Raw genomic sequence first — 25,608 nt, forward strand, 5'->3', positions numbered from 1 at the left:
CTTAACGCCCACTCCTCTCTTGGTAAGATTTCAAGATTTGCACGAAACACCCGTCCTCTATGCCTGTCTCGGTTACAACATTAGCGTATCTGTTTACAATGGTCCGGTAGCTGTGCAGTCCAATCCCCCGGTTGTCTCCCTTGGTCGAATATCCATTCTTCCAGATCTCACTCACCGAAGGTGCGTTAGCATAATTATTCCGCACAATCAGCACGAACCTGCCTTCATCCTGAATCAGTGCCACCCTTATGAACCCGTCACTTCTCCCCGCAGCCGCTTCAATTGCATTATCGAGCAGAATACCCAGGCAACGGATGAAATCGGTTATCTCCATATAAAGGTCAGAGACGTCCTTCACGGCTTCCAGCGTGAAGTCCACCCGGGCATGCTTGGCTTGGGATAACTTGGCCAGCAGCAGGCCTTTGACTTCATCCAGCTTGACCCGGCTCAAATGGGTCGTTTCCTGAATACTCTGCTCAAGATTATGCTCCAGGTTCAGAATATGCCCCGCAATGAAGCCGAGCGTCTCATGCACCTTATGCTCATCAGCCGTGGCATAGAGACTGGCGATTATATTCTTATAATCATGCCGGAAGCTGCGGACCTCCTGCTGCAGCTGCTCCAGGCTGCCGATATAGGCCTGCTGCTGCTGGAGCATGAACGCCTGCCGCCGGATCTGCTCATTCTTCACTTCGTTACGGTAATAAATTGTCATTAATAACAGCAGGAAGATCACACTGCCGATAATCGTCACAAACGACAATAAGTAGAGCTGCTCAAAGTCCTCTGTCTCGGCCTGAAACTGCACAGACAGGTATTGCATTATTTTAAGCCAGACGAGAATAAAGACTGCCACAAACAAAGTGGTTAGAATACCGCCCCTTCTCACACTATAGATCCGGTCAAACCATAAGCTCAGCTGCTTCCGGCGCAGCATGAACAAACCGCCAGCAGAAAGGCATCACCGGCCAGTGAGATCATTAGCGTCTGCGAATCATACTTTTCCGGCGATAACAGCGAATTAAATGTGGTAGTACTGCCTGTGATGAAGAATGTTTTAAACACTATGTATACGATAATAAAGGCTATGCCCGATGCTCCCGCACTTTGTATTAATGATCCCCGTGATCTTCCAAGCGCCACAACAGCCACAGCAATGACCTGCAGCAGATATGCCGTTAACACCGGATGATCCCAGGACAGGAACAGGGGAACATTGAACAGCAGCATGACGATTAACCAGCAGGACATATATTGCACCAGGCCCATTCTGAGCTGCAGCAGCCTGTCCACAAGATAGAGCTGGCCGAACGCGGACACCCCGTAAAATACAATTGTTAGCAGTAAATTCTCCAGTATGTGCATAATACTTTTCTCCCGGCTTCAGTTCTCCAATCTCTCTCTATTGATTATAACTGCTGCGCTTCGCTTTCCGGAACTCTTTGGGTATTACTTGCTTATGTTTTTTGAAGGATTGTATGAAATGGGTCGGAAATACGGTTAGTGTCATCCAATTATAAAAAAACAAATAACCCGCTAGGCCAAGGTTTCCGGCTAGCGGGTCACAGTTCGTATCGTTAATCAAATAGCGGTGTAGACAAGTAACGTTCGCCGCTATCCGCCAGGAGAACAACAATCTGCTTTCCTTTATTCCCGGGACGCTTGGCAATTTGCGTTGCCGCGTATACCGCTGCCCCGGAGGAAATGCCCACGAGCAGTCCTTCACTTCTGGCCAGCAGGCGTGCCGTTGCGAGCGCCTCCTCATTCTTCACCTTAAACACTTCATCCACAAATTCGCTGTTGTAGTTCTCCGGAATAAAGCCGGAGCCGATTCCTTGAATCCCGTGTGGACCCGGCAATCCGCCGGAAAGCACCGGCGAATCATACGGTTCGACCGCGATAATCTGAACCGGGGCTTTACGCTCCTTCAGCACTTGGCCGACACCTGAAACCGTACCGCCCGTGCCGACACCGGCAACAAAAATGTCCACTTCACCGTCAGTATCACGCCAGATTTCCTCGGCAGTAGTTCTGCGGTGGACCTCCGGGTTGGCAGGATTTTCGAATTGCTGCGGGATATAGGCGTTTGGGGTCTCTGCTGCAATTTCTTCCGCCCGTCTAATCGCCCCTCTCATTCCTTCCGCTTCCGGTGTCAGCACCAGCTCAGCCCCAAGGGCAACCAGAAGCTTCCGGCGTTCAAGGCTGAACACCTCCGGAAGTGTAATAATCAGCCTGTAGCCAAGAGCAGCAGCGGCGAACGCCAGCCCGATTCCGGTATTGCCGCTTGTCGGTTCAATGATGACAGAGTCTTTATTAATTAAGCCCTTTTCTTCGGCATCCTTGATCATCGCAAACCCGATGCGGTCCTTCACACTCCCCGCAGGATTGAAATATTCCAGCTTGGCAATCAGGCTGGCTTCAAGCGCCTGGGTCTGGCTGTATCTTGATAAAGCCAGTAAAGGGGTATTGCCAATCAAATCCGTAAGATTGTGGTGAATACTAGCCACTCAAATCCCTCCATGACATTAATCCATACTTTTTCAATATGGTTTTAATGTTATCATAGAGGATTACGCTTCACAATTCCTTGTTTTACCTTTATCTCCGGTTGAACAATTCCAGCTTGGCATTAACCGGTTATTTTTTTACAGCCCCATACCATTCTCTTGCCCGCTTGGTAACCTCTTCACCGCCTGATTTATTCCACTTCTCGACGAATTCATCGAATTTCTCAATCGGATACTGGCCGATGATAATCTTGGTGGCGTATTCAATATACAGCGTACGGTTCTGGATATCAGCGAAGCCCTCATATACACTGGACGGCATGCCATCACCGGCAATAGACTTCACGTATTGCTGGGCATCTTCTAAATCTTTGACGGTCTGGTCCACAGACCACATATTATCTGACGATGCTGTGCTCTTCAGAAGATCGACAGTGAAATCAAGCGTCGCCAGAGCGGAGGCAGGATTGAATATTCCCACATTTTCCTGGGTGCTCTTGTCATCCGGCAGCTTAATTGCTTTTCCGTCTACGATTGTATGGTGCATTCCTTCCACACCCAGATACAGGTCTTTCCAGTTATCTTTATCGTACAGGTTATTCAGCAGGGTCAACGTTGCCAACAGCTTCGTTTCATCCTTGCCCGCTTTGACCACCCATTGCGGATCAATTCTTCTTTTCGCCGTGTAGAAACCTTCATAGCCTGGAACTTCAAGGATAGGAAGTACAGAGAATTCCCCTTTTACTCCGGTGTTCTTATTCATATCATCCAGATACTGATTGGTTTTCTCCGTCCACTGGAAGTAGTTTCCGACCTTGTCGCCTGAAACCTTGCCGTCCCATTTGGCTTTATCGTTCAATAGAGCTTCCTGGTCAACTAATCCATCCTTATACAGCTTGGCAATGAACTCCAGGGATGCTCTCATATTAGGCGTCACTGCGGAATACGTCAGCTGTCCGTCATAGATATCCCAATCCGGATTACCTTCGAACATCGCTACACCATACATTGCGAACAGATGGTCCATCCAGCGTGCTTCTTGACGGCCGCCGGTCGGCTGCTCATCCTTTTGCCCGTTTCCGTTAGGGTCCTGATCCCGGAATGCTTCAAGCACCTTCACATATTCTTCTTGAGTCTTAGGCATCTGGAGGCCCAGTTTGTCCAGCCAGTCCTGGCGGATCAACCCGGCATATCTGCCGTAATCCACTACCTGCGGGATATAATAGATTTTCCCCTGGCCGGTAGGATCGTTAGCTTTCACGACATTCCATACATCCTCAGGGATATTGTTCCAGACATTAGGCGCATATTTCGGCAGAAGCTCGGTCAGGTCGGCAATAGCACCGTTTTTGGCCAAGCTGTCCTCGTTACCGCCATAAGGCAGGAATAAGTCAGGAACTTCGCCGGAGGCAATTTTCAGGTTCAGCTGATTTAAGTAGTTGGTGCCGCCGCCCCATTCCACATAGGGATTAATTACGCCGACCCCCAGCTTTTCTTTAATGAATTCATACGTCTGGCTGCCTTTTTCAATAGGCTTGAAGCCGACATTGGTACCCCACACCTCAATATCAACATTCTTATAGTCCTGGGCTGCGGTTGAAGACGGATCAGCGGATGAGGCTGGTGCTGAAGATGAGGCAGGTTCTGGAGCCGGTGCTGCAGAATTATTGTTGTTACCACAGCCAGTGATAGCTGTAAGACTCAAAGCACAAACCGCTGTTAATGTGACAAGCTTTTTGCTTAGCATGCCGTAATTCCCCCTATAAAATATAGTTGTATATGTTCTAAGGCTCTATGAGCCGTAAAACCGCCACTTAAGTTAACCTTCGGTTTCTATCACTCTATGATTCCGTATACATCACCTTCGGTAATACCCTGCTCATTAAAGGCATCCACTCTGACATATAGGGACTGGCCTCTAATTAAAGCGCCGATCTCTGCCTTGTTCTGCCCAAAAACCGTATAGCTGTGATACAGCTTATCCGGAGCGAAGCCCCACAGCACATTGTGTCCTACAGCTGTACTCTTCTCCCAGGTAACGGCCAGATCCAGTTCGCTAAGCAGCCTGGTTTGAATTCCCTCCGGCTTGACCGGCAGTTCACCTTCCCCGCGTCCAAATATCCGCAGACCGGAAATACAGGCGTTCTGCCGGAAGGGAAGCTCCTCAACCGTACATCTGATGTAGCGCACCTTCATTCCCGCTTCGTGTACCACAAGGTCATGCGGCAGATTAGATTCTGCTTGCAATTTATCTTCAATTACGAAATAATCCGCTCCGTCAACCGAGCCTTCCAGAAGCCACCGGGTCACATGCTTACGGTCATCAATATACCTTTTCGTCTTATTCACGACTCCGATTTCAAACAGCTCTGCCCCTTCAGGAACAGGATGATTCAATTGATCATCGGCAAAATTAATCTGTACCGCATGCACATCAGTGATACGCTCCAGATCGACCTCAAGCCATTCCCCCGGCTGGTCCGAGGCCGCCTTCCACCAGCTCTGAACATTCTCATCTGTAGCCCTGGAGGCTTCCTTGCCTTTCTCGGAAGAAGATGCCCTGGCCGGCTTGCCGTAAGAGAGCAGCATCCACTCCGGATTGCTCCATGGGTCAAGTGAAGTCTCCGTAATCTTCATAGGCCAGTCCCCGTAGCGCTGATTGCAGAACAGCTCCCCGTCCTGGTCGAAGCCGGCCGGCCATAGCCCCAGCCGTCTTTCAAAGGGATGATTCACGCTGACTCTCATCGTTGAGGTATGCCACCAGTTTCCGGCTTTGTCCTGCAATGTGGATCCGTGGCCCGCGCCCGGGATGAATCCGCCCGGTTTATAGGAATAGGGATTATTCTTGGCCGGAGTGAACGGTCCCAGCGGCTGATCCGATATATACACAGCATCGGAATAGATATTGTATTGCGTGCCCGGACTGGAGTATTGCAGATAATACCGGCCGTTGTATTTATCCATCCATGCCCCCTCGATATACGGCTCATCCGCAACATCACTCTTGTTGTCTGCTGTTCGCATGAAAGTATGATTGTCCCCGCCTCTTTCATATCCGTGCAGCTTAGGCTGGCCAAATATAAGTTCCGCTGGTTGGCCAATCGGCTGCATATCCTCCGGGTTCAGCTCCACACCATAGATAGGAGTGATCTGGGCGCAGCCCCAGTAGAAGTACATGCGGCCGTCATCATCGATGAATAAATTCGGGTCCCAGAAAGGGAATGATCCGGGAATCTCTTCGAATTCACCCTGAACAGGATCTTTAGTTCTGTAGAAGGAGCAATTTTTACTTTTGGAGGAGGCCGAGAAGTAGATGTATTCCCCGGCTCCCCGTACATCCGGAGCATAGTCATGCACCGGTACACCTTTCAGGGGATGGAATGCCCAGTGTACCAGATCATCGCTGGCAAGGAATCCCGCTGTCATTGAAGGGAACAGATAATATTTATCCTTGAACAGAATCAATGACGGGTCCGCCGCTTCTCTGGCTATACTCCGCTTGTGGTAATCAATGAACTGATATTTGTAGTCCATATTGACCGGATTGCAGACATATTTCATCAGAATTCCCTCATTTGTATTTATACATTTTAACTTTCAGCGCTGCGGGCTTGCTCTTGACTGAGATTCTGCTGGCTTCATCACCGTTCAGTACTCTGCTCATACACCACACATCGTTAACAAACATTCCCTCTTCGATGCGGATATAATCCGCCATTGCCTGCTCGCCGCGTTTCGGGAGCCATTCTGCGGTAAACCGCATTCCGGCTATAATGAACTCATCCTCCGCGGTCTGGATTACAAGCCCGCCCGAGACAGGCTGACGCTCTTCCTTGCGCTGGTACGTAATTTGGATATCGTAGCCGGCAAAGGGCAGGATCGTTCCCCGTTCATGATTCTGCAGGAAGCCTCTCATACAACCGGTGCCTCTATACCCGCTGATAGTATGGATCATGCTCCCCAGCAGGCGATAGCTGTCAGCAAGGAAAGGACCGGTGCCATTCAAAGTGAAACCTGATTTGTCTATGTTGAGAGTCAGAAGCAGAGCAGCATCAGCACCGCTGTCTCCATCCGCAGGCTCTTTAAGGAAGTCTTCGATACCAAACGGGGCAAAGCATAATGCGTTATGTTTACCGACCGCATAGAATACATTGGCTGCTGAATCAAGATCTCTGCGCGCCTCAGGAATGAACAGCGGATTCCCGCCTGCTGTATATTCCGCGCATATTCCGGCAAAGTCAGGCAGATAAATGTCCGGGGCGTACAGGGCTATGGAAGGCGCTGCAAGCTTCCAGATCTTCATCATCTTCGCAACCGGCCCGCCGCTGGGATAGGCTCCCGGACGCTTCGGGAACTGCTCCAGCCAGGCATTCACAAACAGCGGCAACGGATATTCCTTGGCACCTGAGCTTGCGATTTGCTCTACCGCACAAGCGTAATGGTAGGCCATGAAGGATTCGTCGGCCTCTTCTCCAAACACCTCGCTCCATGTGCCGGTCCGGGCATAGGCCCCGCTTATCAGTGGCGGAACCTCTCCGGCGAACCCGGCTTCTGCCAGGGCAGAATAGTCCCGGGCGCTTGCCAAAAAACCGATTTCGTTCTCAACCTGCACCATAATAACTGTATTCTGCTCCCCGTCAACATCCTTCAGATGCTTCATCAGGCTTGTGAAAGCCTTTGCATCTGCTGCAACAGCAGCCTCGCATAATGGAGAGATCGTAGTAGAAGGAATATCACCTTTGTAGCAGGCCCGGAAATAGGTCGTATAATCCCGTTTCACCCATTCCGGCACATAGGAGGAAACTCCGTTCTTCCACAGTCCGAACCACAGGAAGACAAGCCGCACCTGCTCCTCCCGGGCTTGTTCAATGATTCCGTCAACCAGGGAGTAATCGAACTGATGCTGCACAGGCTCAAGCTGCTCCCAGTATATCGGGACGATCAGCGTATTTAAATGCAAGCCCCTTAAGGAAGGCCAGACCTGTTCCGCCATATAAGTTAAAGACGAAGCGCTGGAATTATGAATCTCTCCGCCCAGGGCAACGAACGGTTTCCCGTCTACCCAAAGGGTCGTAAGCCCTTGATTATCACGTTCAAGATAAGGTATAGATTGCATACCGGCTTCTCCTCTCTGGCTGCTCAGCCTTTAACCGAGCCAATCATGGCCCCTTTGACGAAATATTTCTGCAGGAACGGATACACAATAATGATTGGTGTAATTGCAAAGATAACCGTTGCCGCCCGCAGCGTTCTCTCGTTATACATGAGGTTAACGGATGAAGCGATACCCGGGACAAGCGCATTCTCATCCGTAATGAACTGGCGGATTTTCATCTGCAGCGGGAAGAGATCCGGATTCTGAATGAAGAGCAGCGGATGCTGGAACTGATTCCATAACACCACCCCGTAGAACAAGGCTAACGTAGCTAACACGGCTTTTGACAAGGGAAGCACGAACTGGAACAGCATCCGGAAATATCCGCTGCCTTCCAGGAAGGCCGCCTCCTCCAGCTCTTTCGGGAACTGCTTGAAGAAGGTTCTCATAATAATCAGGTTAAACGGATTAAGAATATGAGGCACAATTAACACTAACGGATTATTATATAAGCCGATGCCCCGCACCGTCAGAAAGTAAGGAATGATTGGCGCTTTAAAGATCATTGCAATCACAACGCCGATCATCAGTACGGAACCCCAGCGGAACTCAGGCTTTGAGAGCGGGTAAGCAAGTAAGGCTGTCATCAAGAGAGCCAGCACCGTTCCGATCAGCGTTGAGCCAAAGGTCAGAAAGAATGATTTCCACAGGTCCAGACGGTCCACAATATAACCCCAGGAAGCAAAGGTGAACTCCTTCGGCCAAAGCGTTACCAAGTTCAGATCTACAACCCGCTTTGAGCTGAATGAGGTAGCCAGAACAGACAACAGAGGAACCAGTGCAATGACCGCCAAGACCAGTAACGCCGCCGTAATTACCGCTGTAAACAGTTTATCTCCTTTAGATTCGTACATCTTACCACAGCCCTCCATCTGACACTTTATTCGAAATTTTGTTGAAGGTATAAACCAGGGTGAAGCCGATTACGGACTGGAATATCCCTACTGCTGTTGCAAAGCTGTACTGTGCCTGCTGAATACCGGTTCGGAATACATAGGTATCCAGGATATCTCCCACGCTGTACGTCATTGGCGTCAGCAGGTTAAACACCTGATCAAAGCCAAGCTCCATGAAATTACCGATATCCAGTAACAGAAGCACCACCACCGTAGGGAGAAGCAGCGGGAACGTAATATGCCGGATCTGTCTGAAACGGGACGCACCGTCAATCATCGCGGATTCATACAGCTGCGGGTCAATGGCGCTGATGGCTGCCATATAGACAATGGTTCCCCAGCCTGCATCTCTCCAGATAGAGGTCAGCACATAGATCGGACGAAAGAACGCACTGTCCTGCATAGCGAGGATTGGTTCATGGCCAAACCAGCCAAGGATGATATTGAAGAATCCGTTAATCGAGAAAAGATCAAACACGATACCGGAAACGATGACCCAGGACAGAAAATGCGGAATGTAGAGTGCGGTCTGCACGCTTTTCTTGACCACAGATTTACGGATTTCATTAATCATGAGTGCAAATAAGACCGGAATCGGAAAGACCAGTACGATCTTCAGCAGGCCAAGGATAAGCGTGTTCCCGAAGACCCGGATGAAATCAGGGTAGTGGAGCAGGCTCTGAAAATGCTTAAACCCTACCCACGGGCTGTCCAGAAATCCTTTGAATACGGAATAGTCCTTGAAAGCGATTACGGTTCCGAACAATGGAATGTATTTGAATACGATTAGAAATAACATACCGGGAATAGCCATCACGTACAGCGGCCATAAATTTTTCATTGCAGAACTCTTCGCTAAACTTTTGTTTTTTTGAACTTTCGTTCGATGTAAATTAACGCTCCCCACATCGTTTCCCTCCAGCTTTATGAATGTATTTGTATTTGATAAGCTCACTATACGGGAGCCCGGAAGACAGCTCAAAGGGGCATTTTTAAGTAAATACAAGGTCATTTTATAGTTTGTATAAAACGCTTTCATCGGAAAATTTTTATATAAACATGAATAATAATCCTTGTTATAGGAATTAAACTTAATAAGAGCCATTCTGGACAGAATGATCCTCTGTTCAGGGATGGCTCATACTTCTTTCTACTAATTTATTAACTTAAAATCCGGACTGGGCCAAGAAGCCCGCTTGGGTCCTGCTGGGCAAATGCCGATAAGAAATCCCTCTCTCTCTTCACGAGCGTATTCGTAACTTCAACCACCAGCCTGTTGGTCCCTTGCTTCAGAAGGCCTGGCTCGATCTCCATGCGGTAAGGCGGACAAATGCGCACACCGGCCCGGCTTCCGTTAATCCATACCTCTGCTGTTTCATGAACACCGCCCAGGTCTATGACAGCCGGTGAAGCAGCCTTATTCCAAGCAAATTCCGTCTCATAGCGGAAGGTGCCGGAGAACCGGGGCAGATAATCCGGCCTGCTCATATTGTGCAGTGACGTCAGCTGCCCCCATTCCGTGAACCTCGGGTATTGCTTGGCTTCAGCAATAGAGACGTTCCACTCCCCTCCGAGCACAAGCTCTGATTCCGCTTGGCCTATGGCCGGAACGGCCTTGCCTGCAATGCCCGGCCCATGGAGAATAAGAACGGACTCATAGGGACTAAGCACAAGCTCTACTTCCAGTCCGTCAGCCCCATTGCGAGTACTTAAAAGCGTCAACCGGTTCAAGAAGGCGTCATAGGCATATAATTCCCCTTGAACAGGCAGAGCGATTGCCGTGCAGATCGTCTGGTACGGATGCTCATTAAAGAACATAAAGACATCCAGCTCATCATGGACATAGTGGTAGTTCCGCAGATACGGCTCATACTGGCCGGCTTTAACATCATAGTATCCATCAGACAGCAGCGCCTCCGCCAGATCTCCCAGCGCAACAACCTGCACAGACTGGTTATCAGCAAGCCGTGACAGTTCGGCTGTATCCTCCACGCCTTCACTTGCCCGGGCTGGCAGGCCGTCCACAAAGCGGATCTCCAGCCCTTGACCGGCAAACTCAGCCAAACGCCGGAGCATGGCTGCCGGAAGTGCTTCTGCATAAGGCACAATTAAGCAGCTGTAGTCCTCGTTCGTCACATGCAGCTTGCCGTTTATTACGCTAGCCATATCGAGCAGAGCATCAACGGGAAGCACGTCGCAGTCAATCTGATGCTGCATCAGCTGCTTCACAGGCTTATGGAAGTACATCGCGGCACCCGACCACTCTGCCTCGGCGTGATACAGGACGGCCGCGGTCGCCACATGTCTGCCGCCGCTAATCAGGTGACTGATCCGGTTCATGTACTGATTTAACCCTTTGTAGTACCGGAATTGCGGATTCTCACCGCTGGCATACATATGCGGCGGGCAGTCCGGATCCGGAAATTTCTTCTGCGAGAAGGCATGCGGCACGAAATAATTCACTCCGCGTACGAGCATATGATCCGTGAGCCATTTCATCAGCTTCAAGCCTTCAGCCCAGCCATAAGCACCGTATACCTCACACATTGTCCGGCCTTGCTTCTTGGGATCAATATGCCCCAGGGACACCCCCAGCTTAGCCAGCCCATAGTGGAAAAATTCGCTGTCTGTTTCCCTCGGCACCATGCGGAATGGAAGCTCATCGAACCCGGGTACAATCTGCCACAGCACTACATCAATACCTGACATGTCTTGCCCCCACAATGAACGGTAGAAATGCCCGGCACCTGAGCCGAGTCTGGCATGCACGTTGTTGTCTTCGAGCACATGCCCGATGTATTCTACCCCGCGCGCCCGGCACCAGTCTCCGATTTGGCTGCAGAAATGCTCTGCATACAGTTTGCTGACAATATTCATATAGGTGTATCTTATATGGTCTGCCCGTTCCCCCGCTTCATACCACAGGAGATACAGCTCTTTACGGTAGTCTTCGCCAAGCGCCTGTTCAAGCAGAGCCGGCATTTCCCGGCTCCATGGAAGCACTACCCCCTTCTTTCCGGGCTTCGATTCAAAATCAAAGGTCGCCGTATCATTATAGAAGCCGGGTTCATCCGAGAAGAAGCCGGCGATTGTCTTCCCGAACTCATCCTTATACCGCTCATAAAAAGCCTCGTACACCGTATCCAGCAGGATGCGCACGGAATCGCGGTCCAGCGGATTCAGATAATCCTCCTGGCTCTTGCTGCCGCCGCTCCTATTCTCTGAGACAATAAAAATCCGCCAGTAGCCTTCAGGGATATCCCAATACAGAATCCCGTCCTCAGCATGGTCTGTTATATCAATACTTTCAGAGAGCAATGTTCCATCGTGCGGGTCGCGGCGGACCGCAATTACTGACACCAGTTTATTCATACCTGTTGCATAGTCAGTCGTCGAGTAGGTCGGCCGCATGCCGCTCATCAGCAAGGTGTCCAGCAGAAGCGACGTCCCTTCCGCCGGACCGATCGTATCAATATAACGTTCACCCAGGAATAACCGTTGAAGCTCTTCCGGCGCCTCCGTGACTTTCCCCGCGGCATGTCCGGTCGGGAAGTGATCGTCATCCAGAATCCAGACCTTCATCCCCCTGCTGCGGGCTTCATCCAGAATAATGTCCATATCCTTCCACCACTTTGGACCGAGAAAATCCGGATGCGGCCGGGCCTCAATACAAACAGCACCGATACCTGCTTCATTAACCCGGGCTATTTCCTGCCGGATAACATGCTCCTCTTCCCCTTGCTGCCATAGAAAAGGAAGTAAATAATTTGCTTCTGTACCTTCAAGTATTTCTTGAAGCCGGATATTCATGTTGAACCACCCTTCTGTATTCGCTTACAACCCACTATACTTTAATGAAATTCTTTGCTCAAAGGGGGGCATTTAAGAATTAACAAGGTCATATTTAAGGATTTGTAAATAAATAAGAACCCTTCCCCTGACGGCAAAAGGTCCCTGCAATTTATTGCGAGAATTTCTTGCGGTACTCACTAGGCTTGACTCCTGCCAGCTTCTCAAACAGGCGGGTAAAGTGCTGGGTGTCTGAATAACCAACCATTTTACAAATCTCATACACCTTATAATTTGTTTTTTCCAGCAGCTCTTTGGCTTTGCCGATCCGGATCTTTGCCAGATAATTCAGGTAGGTGTCTCCTGTCTTCTGCTTAAATAACTGGCTTAGATAATACGAATTAATATAGAAACGGGAGGATAATTCTGCGAGACTGATAGGTTCATCATAATGCTTCGCTACAAAGCTCTTAACCTCTGCTATAACATCCTTTTTCAATGAAAGATTGTGCTCCTGCTTGAAGGCAATGATGCCGCGGATAACCTGAATCATCCAGTCTTCAAGACTTTCCATGGTCCGGAACCGGGAGATCCCTTCCAGAGCCAGGATATGATTGCCCAGAATATCATGGTTCTGAACTTGCTCGAAGGACATTTTGCGTACACTTACCAGCAGAATTTGTAAACATAAGGACTGCAGATCAGCAAGGTTATTGCCCGGGTCTACCGCTACTTCACGCAGAAGTCCGCGAATCAGCTGTATGCAGCTTTCTTCATCCATTTGCTCCAGGGAAGACTCCAGCTCATTTAACGTTTCAACAGGAATCAAATACCGTTTCCCTGACAAGTTCAGCATTTCCGAATACATAATGATGGAATTCGTTCCTTTCAGCACCTTATAGCTCAATGCGTGACAGGCCTCCTCGAATGAGGCGCCAATTTCACCGGCATTCCGCTTCATTGCTCCGATTCCTATAGTCATAATACAATTCAATTTATGGGAAGCCTCTTCTCTTAATCCCTGAAAAGCATATTGCAGCTCCGGGTAGCGGATGTCCCCGTTGTGTACAATTACAACCGCTATTTGTGAACTGGAATAGCGTACCTGATACACCTTCTGATAGGGCTCCAAGGCCAACTCGATCAGGCTGAATACGGCTTCCAGCTCAGCATCCCCCAGCCTGCCCGCCCCGCTGTGAATTTCTGCCACAGCACTGATATATCTTGAATTCTCAAGCGGAATCCCGGTAATTCTAAGCAGCTCGTCTACATGGATTTTGTTGTCCAGGCCGGCATCAATTAAATCACGCAAGGCGCTTTGCACCATCCGCGTATTTACTTCCACCTTAAGACTGGCCAGCTCTTTAAGCTTCGCCTGTTCGGCTTGCAGCTTTTCCATAACCTGGCGCAGGCATTTCTGCAGCTCCTCTTCCTCCACCGGCTTATTCAAGAAGTATTGGACTCCTAATTGGATCCCTTTACGGGCATATTCAAACTCCGCATAACCGCTTAACAGGATAAATTTTGCTGTGCAGCCCTCTTCCTGCAGCATGTGAATCATTTCAAGCCCATCGGCCTTAGGCATGCAGATATCGGTAATTATAATATCCGGATTACTTTGCCGGATTTGGGCATATCCTTCAAGTCCGTTGTTGGCAGAGCCTATGATTTCACATTCAGGAACGTAACTGGCCAGAATGGCCTGAAGGCCATCTACTATGTTTTTCTCATCGTCTACCAGGAATACCTTCATTATAAGTACCTCCTCTATAGGATTCTCAGATGCAGTTAAATGCTGGGGAGATATAATTCAATGATCGTCCCGCGCTCATCGCTTGGAACAATGGCCAGATAGTAGGGATCACCATAATTCAATTTAATGCGTTCAGCTATATTCTTTAGACCCAAGCCCTTTCCAATCAGTTCCTTGGTCTGATCCAGCTTGAATTTATCGGAATTTGCATCCTCCAAGATCCCCTGCAGCTCCTCTTGCTTCACCCGTGACATGCCGCAGCCATCATCCGAGATCCGGATTACAATGCCTCCTTCAGCTGCCCATCTGCCTTCAATCACTATATTCATGGGCGTGCTATAGTCTTCGAAACCATGGATGATGCTATTCTCCACAATAGGCTGGAAGACGAGCGGGATCAAATGGCACCGCTGCATTTCCTTTGAAAGTCTTATCTCCATATTAAAATGGTTGTCATAGCGGATATTCTGCAGCTTCAAATAGTTGGCCGTATACTCCAGCTCATCCCCGATGGAGTGCTGATCCCCTTCCTTACCGAGTGCAAGCCGGAACATCCGGGCCAGAATCTTAATCATATCCGAGACTTCCTTATCGCCTTTGATAAGTGCCTTCATCCGAATCGATTCCAGCGTATTGTACAGCATATGCGGATTAATCTGGTTCTGCAGGGCCAGGAATTTCGCCTTACGGTGTTTAATCTCGGCAATATACACATCCTCTATTAAGGTACGGATTGTGCCGACCATTCTGTTGTAGCTGTTAACCAGACTGCCAATCTCGTCATTCGTAATCCGTGCGCTTTCGATAGGCACATAATGCCCGTTCTCGACCTGCTTCATGCTCCGGCGCAAAGCAATTATCGGTTTCGTAATTCTATAGCTCAGACCGAGCGAAAGCGCGCTCATTACCAGCCATCCGGCAACAATCGTTGTCCCGGTCACAACCTTGATTTTGTCGATTTTGACCAGCAGATTTTTGCGCGGGATCAAGGTTTTTATTATCAGGTCACCCAGCTCAGTGCTCCCGGTAATTACAATCTGCTCTTTATTGCTCGTCTCTGCTGAGTAGTCAAGGTTATCTTCCAGTATCTGGCTCCATGACACCCGGCTGCTGGCTCCGTCTGAATGATACACAATATCGCCCGTAGCCGTACTGATGATGACACTTATACCGTATTTATCCCGGGCCAGCACAAAATCATGATTCAATTCCAGCAGCTTATAGGGGTCCATGTCAATCAGCAGGACTCCCATCATGGCACCGCCGGAGTTAAACAATACTCTGCCGAGTGTTACCGCAGCCCCTTCCCCCGAATCCTCATAATAGGAGCGGTCATGCAGTCCGGTAACAAAAAAAGCGTTATCGGCATTTTTGATCTGCTTATACCAGTCCTGGGACAGCAGCTTGGCTTCATTGACTGTGCTGGTGATATTCGAATACTGATAGACGGTATCGTCCCGGCCGATCAGCATTACATTGTTTATCTCCGTCTTCAGCACGGCAACCCGCATAAGCACACGCTGAATCGTCATCCGCTGAAGGATCCGTTCATTCATATTATTCTGATAATCTTCACCAAGCTTATTAATCACATCATTATCTACAAGGACTGATTTGGTGACTTTATCATACTCCCTCATAAATTCATTCAAGGAAGTCTCAATCTGCGATGTATAAATAGAAGCAAATTCCTGTGAAGACTCCTCTAGCCCGGTAGCAGCCTGATTATAAATGATAGCGCTCACAATAAGGAACGGAATAACGCTTGCTACCAGATAACCTGTCAGGAACTTTTGCTGCAGCCTCATGTTGGAAATCCTCATACTAATCTTCTGAAGTATTCGGTTAAGTTTCATCTGAGAACCTGCTTCCGGTAGATAATCATGAACCTGTTGTTTCCGCTTTCAGTACACTATAAGCATTGTTATGGTTTATAACAACATGTCATTTTTAAGTTTTAACAGGGGGTAATTCCAGTTCATTATAAATCAATTTTGCGCCGCACGCTAAAGGGGAACGGTCCTTTACCTGCTCTCTGCAAAATTATTAGTATAAGTTGTGAAGATTGTGTTGACAAGCATTGACCGGCCCAAACTTCATGATGTAGAATGCTGTTGGAATAATCAAACAATCCATATATTTTGAGGAGAAAGCGAGTAGCCAAGGCGGGGACAGCTGCGGCGGAAATATATTGTATTTGGTTTTTCACATACATTCGGCTCGTTTGCCTATAGGCCAGCCTAAATGTTGTACATTTTACAACATGGTTACCTCATTACCGGGGAGTTCGCACGTAATCTTGTATGCAATACAACAATCGTCTCAGATTTCCGCTCAACAGAGAGAAAATGCTGTATCTTCTACAACAATCTTTACTTTCAGCTGAAATCCCGAAGAGATTGTTGTAAAATCTGCAGTATTTCAGTGTGAAGCATCCCATGGCGAGGCTCTAGCATAAGATGCTGACCAGGCACTCTGTGGGGACCCGTAAGTATCTAAGGTATTGCTGCAAAAAAACAGCCCGCAAAATTACTTTTGCAGGCTGTGGTTTATAGGGTTTCTTCTTCCGGCTTAATCGAAGTATACAGCCTTGCCTGTACGTGCCGATTCATACAGCGCCTCCAGAATCAGGGAAACCGCGTAGGCCTGTTCAGGTAATACCACCGGATCCTTATCCTGATCAATCGCTTCAATCCACTTTCTCATTTCCAGGTCAGGCGCACTTTCCGCTTTACCGTCATAGAAGGCTACGCCGCCTGCACTCAGCTCAATCTCATTCTTATATAAGCGGCCGTGCTGTTCTCCGTTAATGCGCAGGCCGTCTTTCATATCCGCACCGGCCTCCGTTCCGCTGAGGCTGCATTTCGCCTCATCCACATCGAGGGAGTTCAGCGCCCAGCTGGATTCCAGCATAATCGTTGCCCCATTCTCCATCACAATCATGCCAAACGCTGAATCCTCCACCTTGAATTTGGCCGGGTCCCACGGTCCCCAGGCATTGGCGGCATTTTCCCGCTGGGACAGCTCATGATACTTGGTGCCCAGAACAACCTTCGGCTTGTAGTTATCCATCATCCACAAGGTAAGATCGAGTGCATGGGTGCCGATATCAATAAGCGGTCCTCCGCCCTGCTTCTCCTCATCCAGAAATACGCCCCAGGTAGGCACGGCTCTTCTTCTGATGGCATGCGCTTTAGCGTAATAGATATGGCCTAGTTGTCCGGTTTCACAGAGTTTTTTCAGGAACAGGCTGTCTTCTCTGAAACGGTTATTATACCCGATTGTCAGCTTCTTGCCTGTCCGCTTGGCGGCATCCACCATTCTCTGGGCATCGGCTGCCGTCTTGGCCATCGGCTTCTCACACATGACATGCTTGCCGGCTTCCAGCGCAGCAACAGAGATGTCCGCATGCGATTCATTCGGCGTAAGCACATGGATAATATCGAGCGTAGGATCTTCAAGCAAAGCCTCATAACTGGTGTAGACTTTCGCCTCAGCCGTTCCATATTGCTCTGCAGCGGTCTCTGCCCGTTCCTGAACAATATCGCAGAAGGCTACCATTTCAATATTGTCCAGCTTGCTTAAGCTCGGCAGATGTTTGCCGTTCGCAATTCCCCCGCAGCCGATGATGCCTATCCGGTATACTTTACTCATATTACTCATCCTCACTTTATCGTAGTTTTCCCGTTCCTGTAGGCCCGGGGAGTCATTCCTAACCGCTTACGGAACACATTATGCAAATAGCTGGCATTCGCAAACCCTTCTGACTGCGCGATCATTTCAATCGGCTCATTACCTTCGGACAGCTTGCGGCATACCGCTTCGAGCCGGATATTCTCAAGAATATGGGTGAAGGAATTACCCGGATCTGCCTTATTAAAAATCCGCTGCAGCTGCCTGGCGCTGATGTTCAGCTTCTCTGCCACATTATCCAGCGTCACAGCCCCCGAATAATTAGCCCGCATATACTGGATCGCATATTCATATCTGTAGGTCACCATATCCCGCACCGGCGCCTCCGCCCGGATTCCTTCCGGATCATAAGCCCTGGCGGTTCTAAGCAGAATACTGATTACACACTGTCTAATCGCCGTATAGTATCCGGTAAACTTCACCTCGCAGGCCTCGTAGGCTTCCGGGAAACAGTTCATGGCATGATGCCGGTCGTGGATCGGGAGCAGCGGGAGCTTCCGCAGCTTGCCGACACACTCCTCCGCCTCTGTTACCTCCCACGGATTAACTTCCGGCCTGATTTTGGGTCTGATATCAACATGCAAGCATAACTCTTCCATAGCTTCATCCGGGTCAGCTTCCTGGTAATGCATGACACCCGGCCCCGTCAGGTACAGCATCCCCTTAGTCAAGGGATATTCCTGCCCGGCGAGAATCACCTTTCCTTTACCGCCGGGAATGAAATGAAATTCAAACTCGGCATGATTATGGAAATCAATGATTCTTCCGGCGGGGAAAGAAGTCAGATGGAACCGGAGCACCGAAATTTCATAATGTCCCCACTCGATGGTAATATCGAGCCTCTCCAGCAAATCCGGCCGCTGAGACATCATCTGATACATCATAACCTTAATCTGCCAACGGGATAACCCGTCCTTCTTCAGCCGAGCGGTTCGCAGCTTCCATTAACCGGGTCAGCTCCAGGGCAGCCTGGATATTCCGGGCCGCTTCCGTATCACTCTGGATGTGATTGACCCATTGTTCAAAGGCACTGGCCTGATTATCCTTAAGCGGAATCTCCGTCCAGCCCTCTGCGGCAGCTTCAAGCTTGTTGCTCTTAAGCAGCAATTTCGCCTCAGGTGTTCCGTAGAGCAGCGTTCCTTCTGTCCCGTGAACCTCAATCGTAAACGGCGAATGGCTGTTCACAAATCCGGCCTCGACCACACCGATGGCTCCTGAAGCAGTAGATAAAGTTGCTACTGCATTATCCTCCACTTCTTTTCCGGTGATATACCCGAAGCTCGCACTTACACTGGTCACTTCCTGACCCAGGAACAGCCGGGTTAAGTACATCGGATGGCAGCCGAGGTCAATCAAAGCGCCGCCCAGACATTGTTCCCTGTTATAAAAGTGCTCCGGCAGCCAGCCGGCAATCGCCCCGTTGTGGGATAAGCGGGCCCGGACATACGTTATTCCGCCTAACAGCCCCTTGCTGATTATCTCGGAAATGGACAATGTATATCCGTCATTCAACCGCGGCAAGGATACGGTAAACTTCACCCCGCTCCGGTTAATCTCGGTCATAATCTCTTCGGTTTCCTGCACGGTTGGAGCAATGACCTTCTCGGTAAAGATATGCTTGCCTGCTTTGGCAGCGGCCGTGATTACATCCTTATGAAGGTTAGTCGGCGCATCCACGATGACAGCGTTAACATCTTCTTGAGCCAGCATATCCCCGAGCGATGCAAAGAAGGGAACCTGCAGTGTATCCGCTGCTTCTTGCCCTCGCAATATATCTTCATCCCATACTGCAGCAATATACGTATCCTCATGCGCCTGTACCTGCTTCACATAATCCCAGGCATGTACATGCCAAAAGCTGATTACACCAATGCCAATGCTCATTCGTCAAGACCTCCAACATATAGTATTCTGACATCCACCTATAAGGTAACATATATGAACCTCTTTTATTAGTAGGATAATGCGACAATAAATGTGTAATATTACGACATTGTTTACAGACTGCTTGTAACCCGGATTCTCGGCGCCTTCCTCTTTGCATATAAAGAGCAGCCGGTCGCCCGGCTGCTCTTCTAGTTACCTGTTCAGCTTATTACTTGCTGACAGTTACCTTGATCACGTCACTTTCCGTTACGCCTGCTGCATTGACCAGCTCTGCCCGGTATTCGTACACACCGGAAGCACGGCCGCTGACGGCTGTACCTGCGCTCTGCGCCGAAGGCGTGCCCGCGGTCAGCGCCTGCGTATCAATCAGCACTCCGTTCTCATATAAACGGTACTCTGCAGCGTTAGTCCCCCACCACAGATTCATCGTTACTGTGTACGAGCCGTCTCCGTCCCAGTTGTCATGGGCCAGGACCGGCTTGCCCGGAGCGGCGTCACGGATCGTCACTGTAAGCGGCTGGCTCTTGGTTGTGCCGTATTTATTAGTCAGCTCCGCCGTGTATACGTAGGTGCCGTTCGGCTTGCCTTGAATTTCTGTGCCGTCTGTCTGGGCAGATGGGGAAATATCCTTCAGCTGCTTGGAATCGATCAGTGTGCCGTTCTCATAAAGCTTGTAGCTGGCAGCATTATTGCCCCACCACAAATTCATGGTTATGGTATAGCTGCCGTTGCTCAGCCCGTTGCTGTGGCCGCTGTTAGAGGACAGCACAGCCTGCCCGGGCTTATCCTTCGCAAGTACAGCTCCGCCTGTAATCTGGAACGTGTAGCTCTTCTCAGCCGTGTTGCCTGCGGTATCCGTCACGATGTATTTAACAGTATGCGTCCCCGCGCCCAGTCCGGCAGCGCTAATCGTCTGCCCTTCCGCTACCGGCTGTCCATCCAGCAGAAGCTGCTTGGAGGCTACGCCGGAGAGCTTGTCCTCAGCAGTAAGTTCGAACTTCAGCTGTGCGTCCTCCGCCACATCGCCGACCGCATGGCCGGACTCCGTCAGCACTGCTGCCGGCACAGCTGTGTCGATATTAAGGTTCAGCGTCTTGGCTGCTTCCGCCTTCCCCTTAGCTGATACCGCATGATAAGCCAGCGTATGCCGGCCGTCTTCGCTTACAGCCACCGGTGCGCTATACAAGGCTTCCGCACCGCTGTTCAGCGAAGTATAAATCTTGGCTGCAGCGGAATCAGCCTCAAGGCTCACTTCAACGGACCGGTTCAGCCAGCCGGCAGCATTGGGCTCCGCTGACAGCTTCGCCGCCGTTACCGGAGCCGCTTCCTCTTCCAGGAGGCTGAAGTCGGCAAGACCTCTCGGCTTGAGCTGGAAGACGCCTTTGAAGATTGCGGCAACGCCTGTAATATTCAGCTTCTGTCCTACCGCATACGGGAAGCTGTCCTGCGTAATGCCTGTCCGGACATCCACCCGGATATGATTGCTTGTCCCGTCAGCAGCAACAGCATCGAATTCGAAGGAACCGCTTGGAGCAGCGGGGATGATATTCGTTACCTCCACGTTGCTAAGCTTGAGCAGCTGGCCCTGATTGCTGTCGTTCACCGCTGGTGCGGCAACGGGCTGGGGCAGCGCTGCTGTACCGGTCTTCTCAATCTTAACTACTTCAGTCAGCTCCAGCTCCGTATTGTACAGTGCTGTAGAAGCTGTTACCTTGACCTTGTCACCGGCATGGAACCCGCTTTGGCTCTGGTAGACATACAATCCGCCTGTCCCATCCTGCAGATAAAAGGTTTGCCCGCCGAAGATTCCCGGCTCAGTCGTAACAACGCCTTCAACCGTCACCAGGGAACCTGCAGCCTTGGTCCGGGCTTCGGAGATGGCTACGGCTGCCGGAATCGGATCTTCCCCGGCCGGCAGCGGCTCTGCCGGAACGTTGCCGAGCGTTACCGCTGCAGTCACCAGATTCGTGCCGTTCTGGCGCAGACGCAGATTGGAGGCTGCTGTAGTGCCCGGCTTAATCTGCACGGTCAGATCCTTGGAGGCATGGCCATTCAGGTCGGCAGTCAGGCTGAAGTTAGCGCTGTAGCCGTAGCTGCCTGGCCAGCTGCCGTCACTGTTCTGGATCTTGGCAATCTGGGCGCCGCCGCTCACCTGGTAGATGCCCAGCTGGAAGCCGGATACACTGGTGCCCGCCGGAATATTATCCGCACTGACGCGGATCTGGAAATTCTGCGCGTTCGGCAGCACAGCCTGATGCGTGAATTTATATGAGGCATTCGCAGAAGATGCCGGCCCGCCGTAGGAGCCTGCTTTAAAGGTGGTACGGTCATACCATTTGTAGCCCGCGTTCGGTGCAGCCCATGGCTCCGGCTGCGGCTCGGTGGACAGCGCCGGCTCTTCGAACGGCAGGAGCTGAGTCGGCTGATCCAGCGTCAAGCCGCTTACCTGGGTGAAATCCGTATAGCTCTCCTGCTCGGCGAGCCAGTTCACGGTGTTCACCAGAAGCTCAGCATCGTCGGCTTCCTTGAAGCCGTCGTATGTTGTTTTGCGTGCGCCGGTATCCTCACGCAGATACTTCGGCGTGATATCCTCCACCGGGGAGGAGTCGCCGATGAAGGCAGCTTTGCCGGCGCCCTTCTTGGCCACAGCCACGTAAGGGCCTTCCGCTACACCGCCGCCGTTATAGACACCCTGGTCCACAGCATTGCCCCAGGCAGCGTTCGTCTTCGGCAGATAGACGATTCCCTTTGCCCGGGCCGGGTCAAGGATCGCCAGTGTAGAGCCGGCATGCATAGCAACTGCTGATACGCCGGAGGTAATACCAAAAGCCTGGGCAGGAGCCACGATGTTATTCGCAGTAATATCGCCGAGCGCGTTGTAACGGAACCTTACACCGAACTCTTCCGCCAGCCAGTCGGAGCTGACTACGCCCTGCATAGCGGCAGAACCGGCTTCTTCAGCACTCATGCCTTTGGCCGGATTGTCCCATGCACCGCGGCGGTAGCCGTTGAAGGACTCGTTGCCGTCCCAGCGGTTTTTATTGCGGTCTGCGTTGTAGTGGTCACCAATGAAAAAGATGCTGCCGCCGTTCTCCACATAGTCCGCCATTGCCGCCTGCTCGCTGGCTTTATAAGGAATATTGGCTTCAGCCACGATGAAGACATCATAACCGGACAGGTCACTGGACGTAATCGGAGTTGTCTTGCGCAGCTCCTTGACGTAATATCCTTCCTGGGCGAGCGCATTGCCAAAGTCGGAAAAAGCACCGTCGATCACCCAGTCAGCCGCTCCGGCCGTCTGCGCATGGGTATTGTCGAACAGAATCTTCTGGCCGGCACGCTCATTAACCACCTTGGCTTCAATGTACGGCGCGGGATCGCTTGGCCCGTCAGCATATACAGCCGTTCCGGCTCCGAATGCGAATAATTGCAACGGCACAGCAACCGCTGCAACCAGCGTGCTGTTAAGCAGCTTCTTTGTCCAACCTGAATGCTTCTTCCTCTTCATGTCCTGCCTCCTTAGATAATAGATCGGCGGCCTTTACCATAATTGTCCACCGCTTGTCGTCTTATATGCTAGCGTCCAAGGATCAAGCAAAACCCATTTTTATGTAAAGTGCTGCAAAATTATACTTTTGAACTAGAATTGCCGCAGGGAGCCGGTCGAAATTTGTAACTTAATTATGAAAAAAGTCACATTACTGCCCGAACTTAGTCTGGAACGTCCTGAGTGGTTTTACACAAACAGAGCAGCCGGCTTTAGTAGCGCGGCTGCTCTGTTTACATATTTATTTTACGTTAACACACTTTTCGAATACATAGCCTCAATCAGCCCGAATCATTATTCAGCAGCGATTTCCGCAAAAGAAACAAAAAGAACGGCGCCCCCAGCAGCGTGGTAACCGCCCCAACCGGCAGACTGGTCTGATGATTCTCCATGCCCGGAAATGGAAGCCTGAGTGTGATGCTTTGTCCAATCCAATCTGAAGTGAGCAATAACAGGGCTGAGAACAAAGCACTGACCGGAAATAACACAACTGGTCTTCGTCCTGCAAGCAATGAAGCAATATGTGGTCCTATAAGTCCGACAAAGCCGATAGCGCCTACTACGGAGACCGAGGCTGCCGTTAACCCTGAGGCAATAATCAGCAGAATTACTCTGGAACGGTTTACGCTAAGGCCCAGTCCGGTGGCAGCAGCATCTCCTAATTGAAGCAGTTCGGCTTTTCTCGCATACAGCATGGACAGCACCAGGCCTATTATCGTCCAAGGCCAGAGCAAGGACCAGCTGGACCAGCTCCGTCCATTCAGGGAACCAAACGTCCACAACAAAATGGCGGACAATCCCTGTTGACCCTGTAAAAGAAACAGCGATGTTGCCGACTGTAGTACGGCGGTCACAATTAGGCCTGTTAGCGCAAGCCGTGTTCTATTGCCGGCATGTCCGGCATTGAGGGTAATAACCAGTAACACGGCCCCCAGTCCGCCCAATAAGGCGACAACCGTAAGCGGTACGGATTGGACCAGCGGTTCAGCGGCAAAGGTAAGCCATAGCACGGCAGACAGCACAGCACAGGAGGATGCACCTACAAGACCGGGTTCTACTAGCGGGTTCCGCATGACAACCTGCAGGATGGCTCCGGCAGTACCCAGCATCAGGCCGGCGGCAATGGCAATTAACGCACGCGGCAATCTTAAATTCCAGACGATATAACGCAGGTCCTCCTCGCTGCCGTGATGAAGCAAGGCCTGCATGACCTGCCCAGGAGTCAGTGGAGTTTTACCAAGGCCAATATGCAGAATGAACAACACCGAGATGCCCAGCAGAAGGCAACAACAGATTCCTTTTGTGCTCAGGCCCTGAACCCCTGCCTTGCCCCCTTTCTTAATCATTGCTTCCTCCTCCTTGACGCTTTAAAAACAGCAGCAGGAACACGCTCCCGCCGAGCAGCGTTGTCCACACCCCGACGGGAATTTCCATAGGATAAAACAATAACCGGGCAACTGTATCCGCCATCACTAACAAGACGCCGCCAGCTAACACGGCTAACGGCAGCATCCGGCGTATATCCACTATTCCCAGCAGGGTACGAATGATATGCGGCGCAATCAAGGCTATATACCCGATGGGGCCGCACTGGGCAACGGTTATGGCTACCAATCCTGTACAGACACCCAGGACAAGAATACGTACACGCAGCACCTTAACCCCGAGTCCTGCGGCTGCTTCATCCCCCAGCTGCAGCATATTAAGCGTACGGGTGAACGCAAAAGCCACGGGAAGTATAATAAAGGTCCAGGGCAGCATAGGCAGGATATGATCCCAGCTGCGGTTAGCAAGCGAACCAAGCAAATAGGTGTAAAGCAGGTTTACATCGTTGCTTGTCGCAAGTGCAATCAGGACAATAAGCAATCCGTTCAGAACAGCAGAGACAGACATGCCAATCAGAAGCATGCCGGCCGCCCCCCGGCTCCCTCTTGCTGAGAGCACGACGCATAATCCGCCGGACAGACCTCCAAACAAAGCGACTGCCGGATGCATAAGGACTGCAACCGGTAAATGCAGCACGGTTACAGCAGCCATGGCAAGCGAGGCTCCCGATGACACGCCCAGCAGCTCAGGTCCTGCCAGCCTGTTATTCATTACAGCCTGCATTAGCGCGCCAGCAGCGCCAAGCATCATCCCGGCAAGCAGGCCCAGCAGGACCCGGGGAATTCTCATCTCCCAGATCACTGTTCTCTGCAGATCACTGCCTGTCCGCTGAAAAATAATACCGCCCAGCTCCTGCAACGGGATCTCCGGTGACCCCGAGCTTATATTGAAGAGGGCCGTCCCTGCAAACAGTGTACAGAATATGACGACCGGAAGGAGTACACCTCTTCTGCCCATCCCGCTGATTTGCGGTTCTATTCGCATCCGGATTCACC

General features: G+C 50.7%; 17 protein-coding genes. All 17 read right to left on the reverse strand.

The window, feature by feature from the left end:
- Nucleotide 1 precedes the first annotated feature (1 nt).
- The gene (locus tag LOS79_RS17065; protein ID WP_315411187.1) at nucleotides 2–937 is read right to left on the reverse strand and encodes a sensor histidine kinase; all 936 of its coding nucleotides are present in this window, start codon (nucleotides 935–937) and stop codon (nucleotides 2–4) included.
- On the reverse strand, nucleotides 916–1,365 hold the full coding sequence (locus tag LOS79_RS17070; protein ID WP_315411189.1) for a hypothetical protein: 450 nt from the start codon (nucleotides 1,363–1,365) through the stop codon (nucleotides 916–918). Before LOS79_RS17070 ends, LOS79_RS17065 begins: the two co-directional genes overlap by 22 nt.
- A gap of 212 nt (nucleotides 1,366–1,577) precedes the next feature.
- On the reverse strand, nucleotides 1,578–2,507 hold the full coding sequence (gene cysK, locus LOS79_RS17075) for a cysteine synthase A (RefSeq protein WP_315411191.1): 930 nt from the start codon (nucleotides 2,505–2,507) through the stop codon (nucleotides 1,578–1,580).
- 130 nt (nucleotides 2,508–2,637) lie between these two features.
- Nucleotides 2,638–4,254, reverse strand: a complete 1,617-nt coding sequence (locus tag LOS79_RS17080) for a type 2 periplasmic-binding domain-containing protein (protein ID WP_315411193.1) — start codon at nucleotides 4,252–4,254, stop codon at nucleotides 2,638–2,640.
- An 89-nt stretch (nucleotides 4,255–4,343) separates the two neighbouring features.
- On the reverse strand, nucleotides 4,344–6,068 hold the full coding sequence (locus tag LOS79_RS17085) for a family 43 glycosylhydrolase (RefSeq protein ID WP_315411195.1): 1,725 nt from the start codon (nucleotides 6,066–6,068) through the stop codon (nucleotides 4,344–4,346).
- Between the two features lie 10 nt (nucleotides 6,069–6,078).
- On the reverse strand, nucleotides 6,079–7,623 hold the full coding sequence (locus LOS79_RS17090; RefSeq protein ID WP_315411197.1) for a DUF5597 domain-containing protein: 1,545 nt from the start codon (nucleotides 7,621–7,623) through the stop codon (nucleotides 6,079–6,081).
- 23 nt (nucleotides 7,624–7,646) lie between these two features.
- The gene (locus tag LOS79_RS17095) at nucleotides 7,647–8,516 is read right to left on the reverse strand and encodes a carbohydrate ABC transporter permease (RefSeq protein ID WP_315411199.1); all 870 of its coding nucleotides are present in this window, start codon (nucleotides 8,514–8,516) and stop codon (nucleotides 7,647–7,649) included.
- A gap of 1 nt (nucleotide 8,517) precedes the next feature.
- Complete coding sequence (locus LOS79_RS17100) at nucleotides 8,518–9,399, reverse strand: ABC transporter permease (protein ID WP_315411201.1); 882 nt, start codon at nucleotides 9,397–9,399, stop codon at nucleotides 8,518–8,520.
- A gap of 320 nt (nucleotides 9,400–9,719) precedes the next feature.
- A complete protein-coding gene (locus tag LOS79_RS17105) occupies nucleotides 9,720–12,368 on the reverse strand; it encodes a glycosylhydrolase-like jelly roll fold domain-containing protein (protein WP_315411203.1) in 2,649 nt (882 codons plus the stop codon).
- A gap of 151 nt (nucleotides 12,369–12,519) precedes the next feature.
- Nucleotides 12,520–14,100, reverse strand: coding sequence for a response regulator transcription factor (locus tag LOS79_RS17110; protein WP_315411205.1), 1,581 nt, complete (start codon nucleotides 14,098–14,100; stop codon nucleotides 12,520–12,522).
- Between the two features lie 35 nt (nucleotides 14,101–14,135).
- Entirely contained in the window at nucleotides 14,136–15,908 is a 1,773-nt protein-coding gene (locus LOS79_RS17115) for a cache domain-containing sensor histidine kinase (protein ID WP_315411208.1), read from the reverse strand.
- Between the two features lie 763 nt (nucleotides 15,909–16,671).
- Nucleotides 16,672–17,754 (reverse strand): Gfo/Idh/MocA family protein, encoded by a 1,083-nt coding sequence (locus tag LOS79_RS17120; protein WP_315411210.1) that lies wholly within the window; start codon nucleotides 17,752–17,754, stop codon nucleotides 16,672–16,674.
- Nucleotides 17,755–17,765: 11 nt separating this feature from the next.
- The gene (locus tag LOS79_RS17125; RefSeq protein ID WP_315411212.1) at nucleotides 17,766–18,677 is read right to left on the reverse strand and encodes a helix-turn-helix domain-containing protein; all 912 of its coding nucleotides are present in this window, start codon (nucleotides 18,675–18,677) and stop codon (nucleotides 17,766–17,768) included.
- Nucleotides 18,678–18,681: 4 nt separating this feature from the next.
- On the reverse strand, nucleotides 18,682–19,677 hold the full coding sequence (locus LOS79_RS17130; protein ID WP_315411214.1) for a Gfo/Idh/MocA family protein: 996 nt from the start codon (nucleotides 19,675–19,677) through the stop codon (nucleotides 18,682–18,684).
- Between the two features lie 211 nt (nucleotides 19,678–19,888).
- Nucleotides 19,889–23,188, reverse strand: coding sequence for an endonuclease (locus LOS79_RS17135; protein WP_315411216.1), 3,300 nt, complete (start codon nucleotides 23,186–23,188; stop codon nucleotides 19,889–19,891).
- Between the two features lie 320 nt (nucleotides 23,189–23,508).
- Nucleotides 23,509–24,573, reverse strand: a complete 1,065-nt coding sequence (locus LOS79_RS17140) for a FecCD family ABC transporter permease (protein WP_315411218.1) — start codon at nucleotides 24,571–24,573, stop codon at nucleotides 23,509–23,511.
- Complete coding sequence (locus LOS79_RS17145; protein ID WP_315411220.1) at nucleotides 24,566–25,597, reverse strand: FecCD family ABC transporter permease; 1,032 nt, start codon at nucleotides 25,595–25,597, stop codon at nucleotides 24,566–24,568. The genes LOS79_RS17140 and LOS79_RS17145 overlap by 8 nt, the downstream gene beginning before the upstream one ends.
- Nucleotides 25,598–25,608 lie beyond the last annotated feature (11 nt).

This window comes from Paenibacillus sp. MMS20-IR301 (genome assembly GCF_032302195.1).
In the GTDB taxonomy this organism is placed as follows: domain Bacteria; phylum Bacillota; class Bacilli; order Paenibacillales; family Paenibacillaceae; genus Paenibacillus_AQ.

Bases quoted from the DNA above. Each gene is read 5' to 3' on its own strand.
- LOS79_RS17065 (WP_315411187.1), bottom strand. From the start codon at position 937: ATGCTGCGCCGGAAGCAGCTGAGCTTATGGTTTGACCGGATCTATAGT.
- LOS79_RS17070 (WP_315411189.1), bottom strand. From the start codon at position 1,365: ATGCACATACTGGAGAATTTACTGCTAACAATTGTATTTTACGGGGTG.
- LOS79_RS17080 (WP_315411193.1), bottom strand. From the start codon at position 4,254: ATGCTAAGCAAAAAGCTTGTCACATTAACAGCGGTTTGTGCTTTGAGT.
- LOS79_RS17085 (WP_315411195.1), bottom strand. From the start codon at position 6,068: ATGAAATATGTCTGCAATCCGGTCAATATGGACTACAAATATCAGTTC.
- LOS79_RS17090 (WP_315411197.1), bottom strand. From the start codon at position 7,623: ATGCAATCTATACCTTATCTTGAACGTGATAATCAAGGGCTTACGACC.
- LOS79_RS17095 (WP_315411199.1), bottom strand. From the start codon at position 8,516: ATGTACGAATCTAAAGGAGATAAACTGTTTACAGCGGTAATTACGGCG.
- LOS79_RS17100 (WP_315411201.1), bottom strand. From the start codon at position 9,399: ATGAAAAATTTATGGCCGCTGTACGTGATGGCTATTCCCGGTATGTTA.
- LOS79_RS17105 (WP_315411203.1), bottom strand. From the start codon at position 12,368: ATGAATATCCGGCTTCAAGAAATACTTGAAGGTACAGAAGCAAATTAT.
- LOS79_RS17110 (WP_315411205.1), bottom strand. From the start codon at position 14,100: ATGAAGGTATTCCTGGTAGACGATGAGAAAAACATAGTAGATGGCCTT.
- LOS79_RS17115 (WP_315411208.1), bottom strand. From the start codon at position 15,908: ATGAGGCTGCAGCAAAAGTTCCTGACAGGTTATCTGGTAGCAAGCGTT.
- LOS79_RS17120 (WP_315411210.1), bottom strand. From the start codon at position 17,754: ATGAGTAAAGTATACCGGATAGGCATCATCGGCTGCGGGGGAATTGCG.
- LOS79_RS17125 (WP_315411212.1), bottom strand. From the start codon at position 18,677: ATGATGTATCAGATGATGTCTCAGCGGCCGGATTTGCTGGAGAGGCTC.
- LOS79_RS17130 (WP_315411214.1), bottom strand. From the start codon at position 19,677: ATGAGCATTGGCATTGGTGTAATCAGCTTTTGGCATGTACATGCCTGG.
- LOS79_RS17135 (WP_315411216.1), bottom strand. From the start codon at position 23,188: ATGAAGAGGAAGAAGCATTCAGGTTGGACAAAGAAGCTGCTTAACAGC.
- LOS79_RS17140 (WP_315411218.1), bottom strand. From the start codon at position 24,573: ATGATTAAGAAAGGGGGCAAGGCAGGGGTTCAGGGCCTGAGCACAAAA.
- LOS79_RS17145 (WP_315411220.1), bottom strand. From the start codon at position 25,597: ATGCGAATAGAACCGCAAATCAGCGGGATGGGCAGAAGAGGTGTACTC.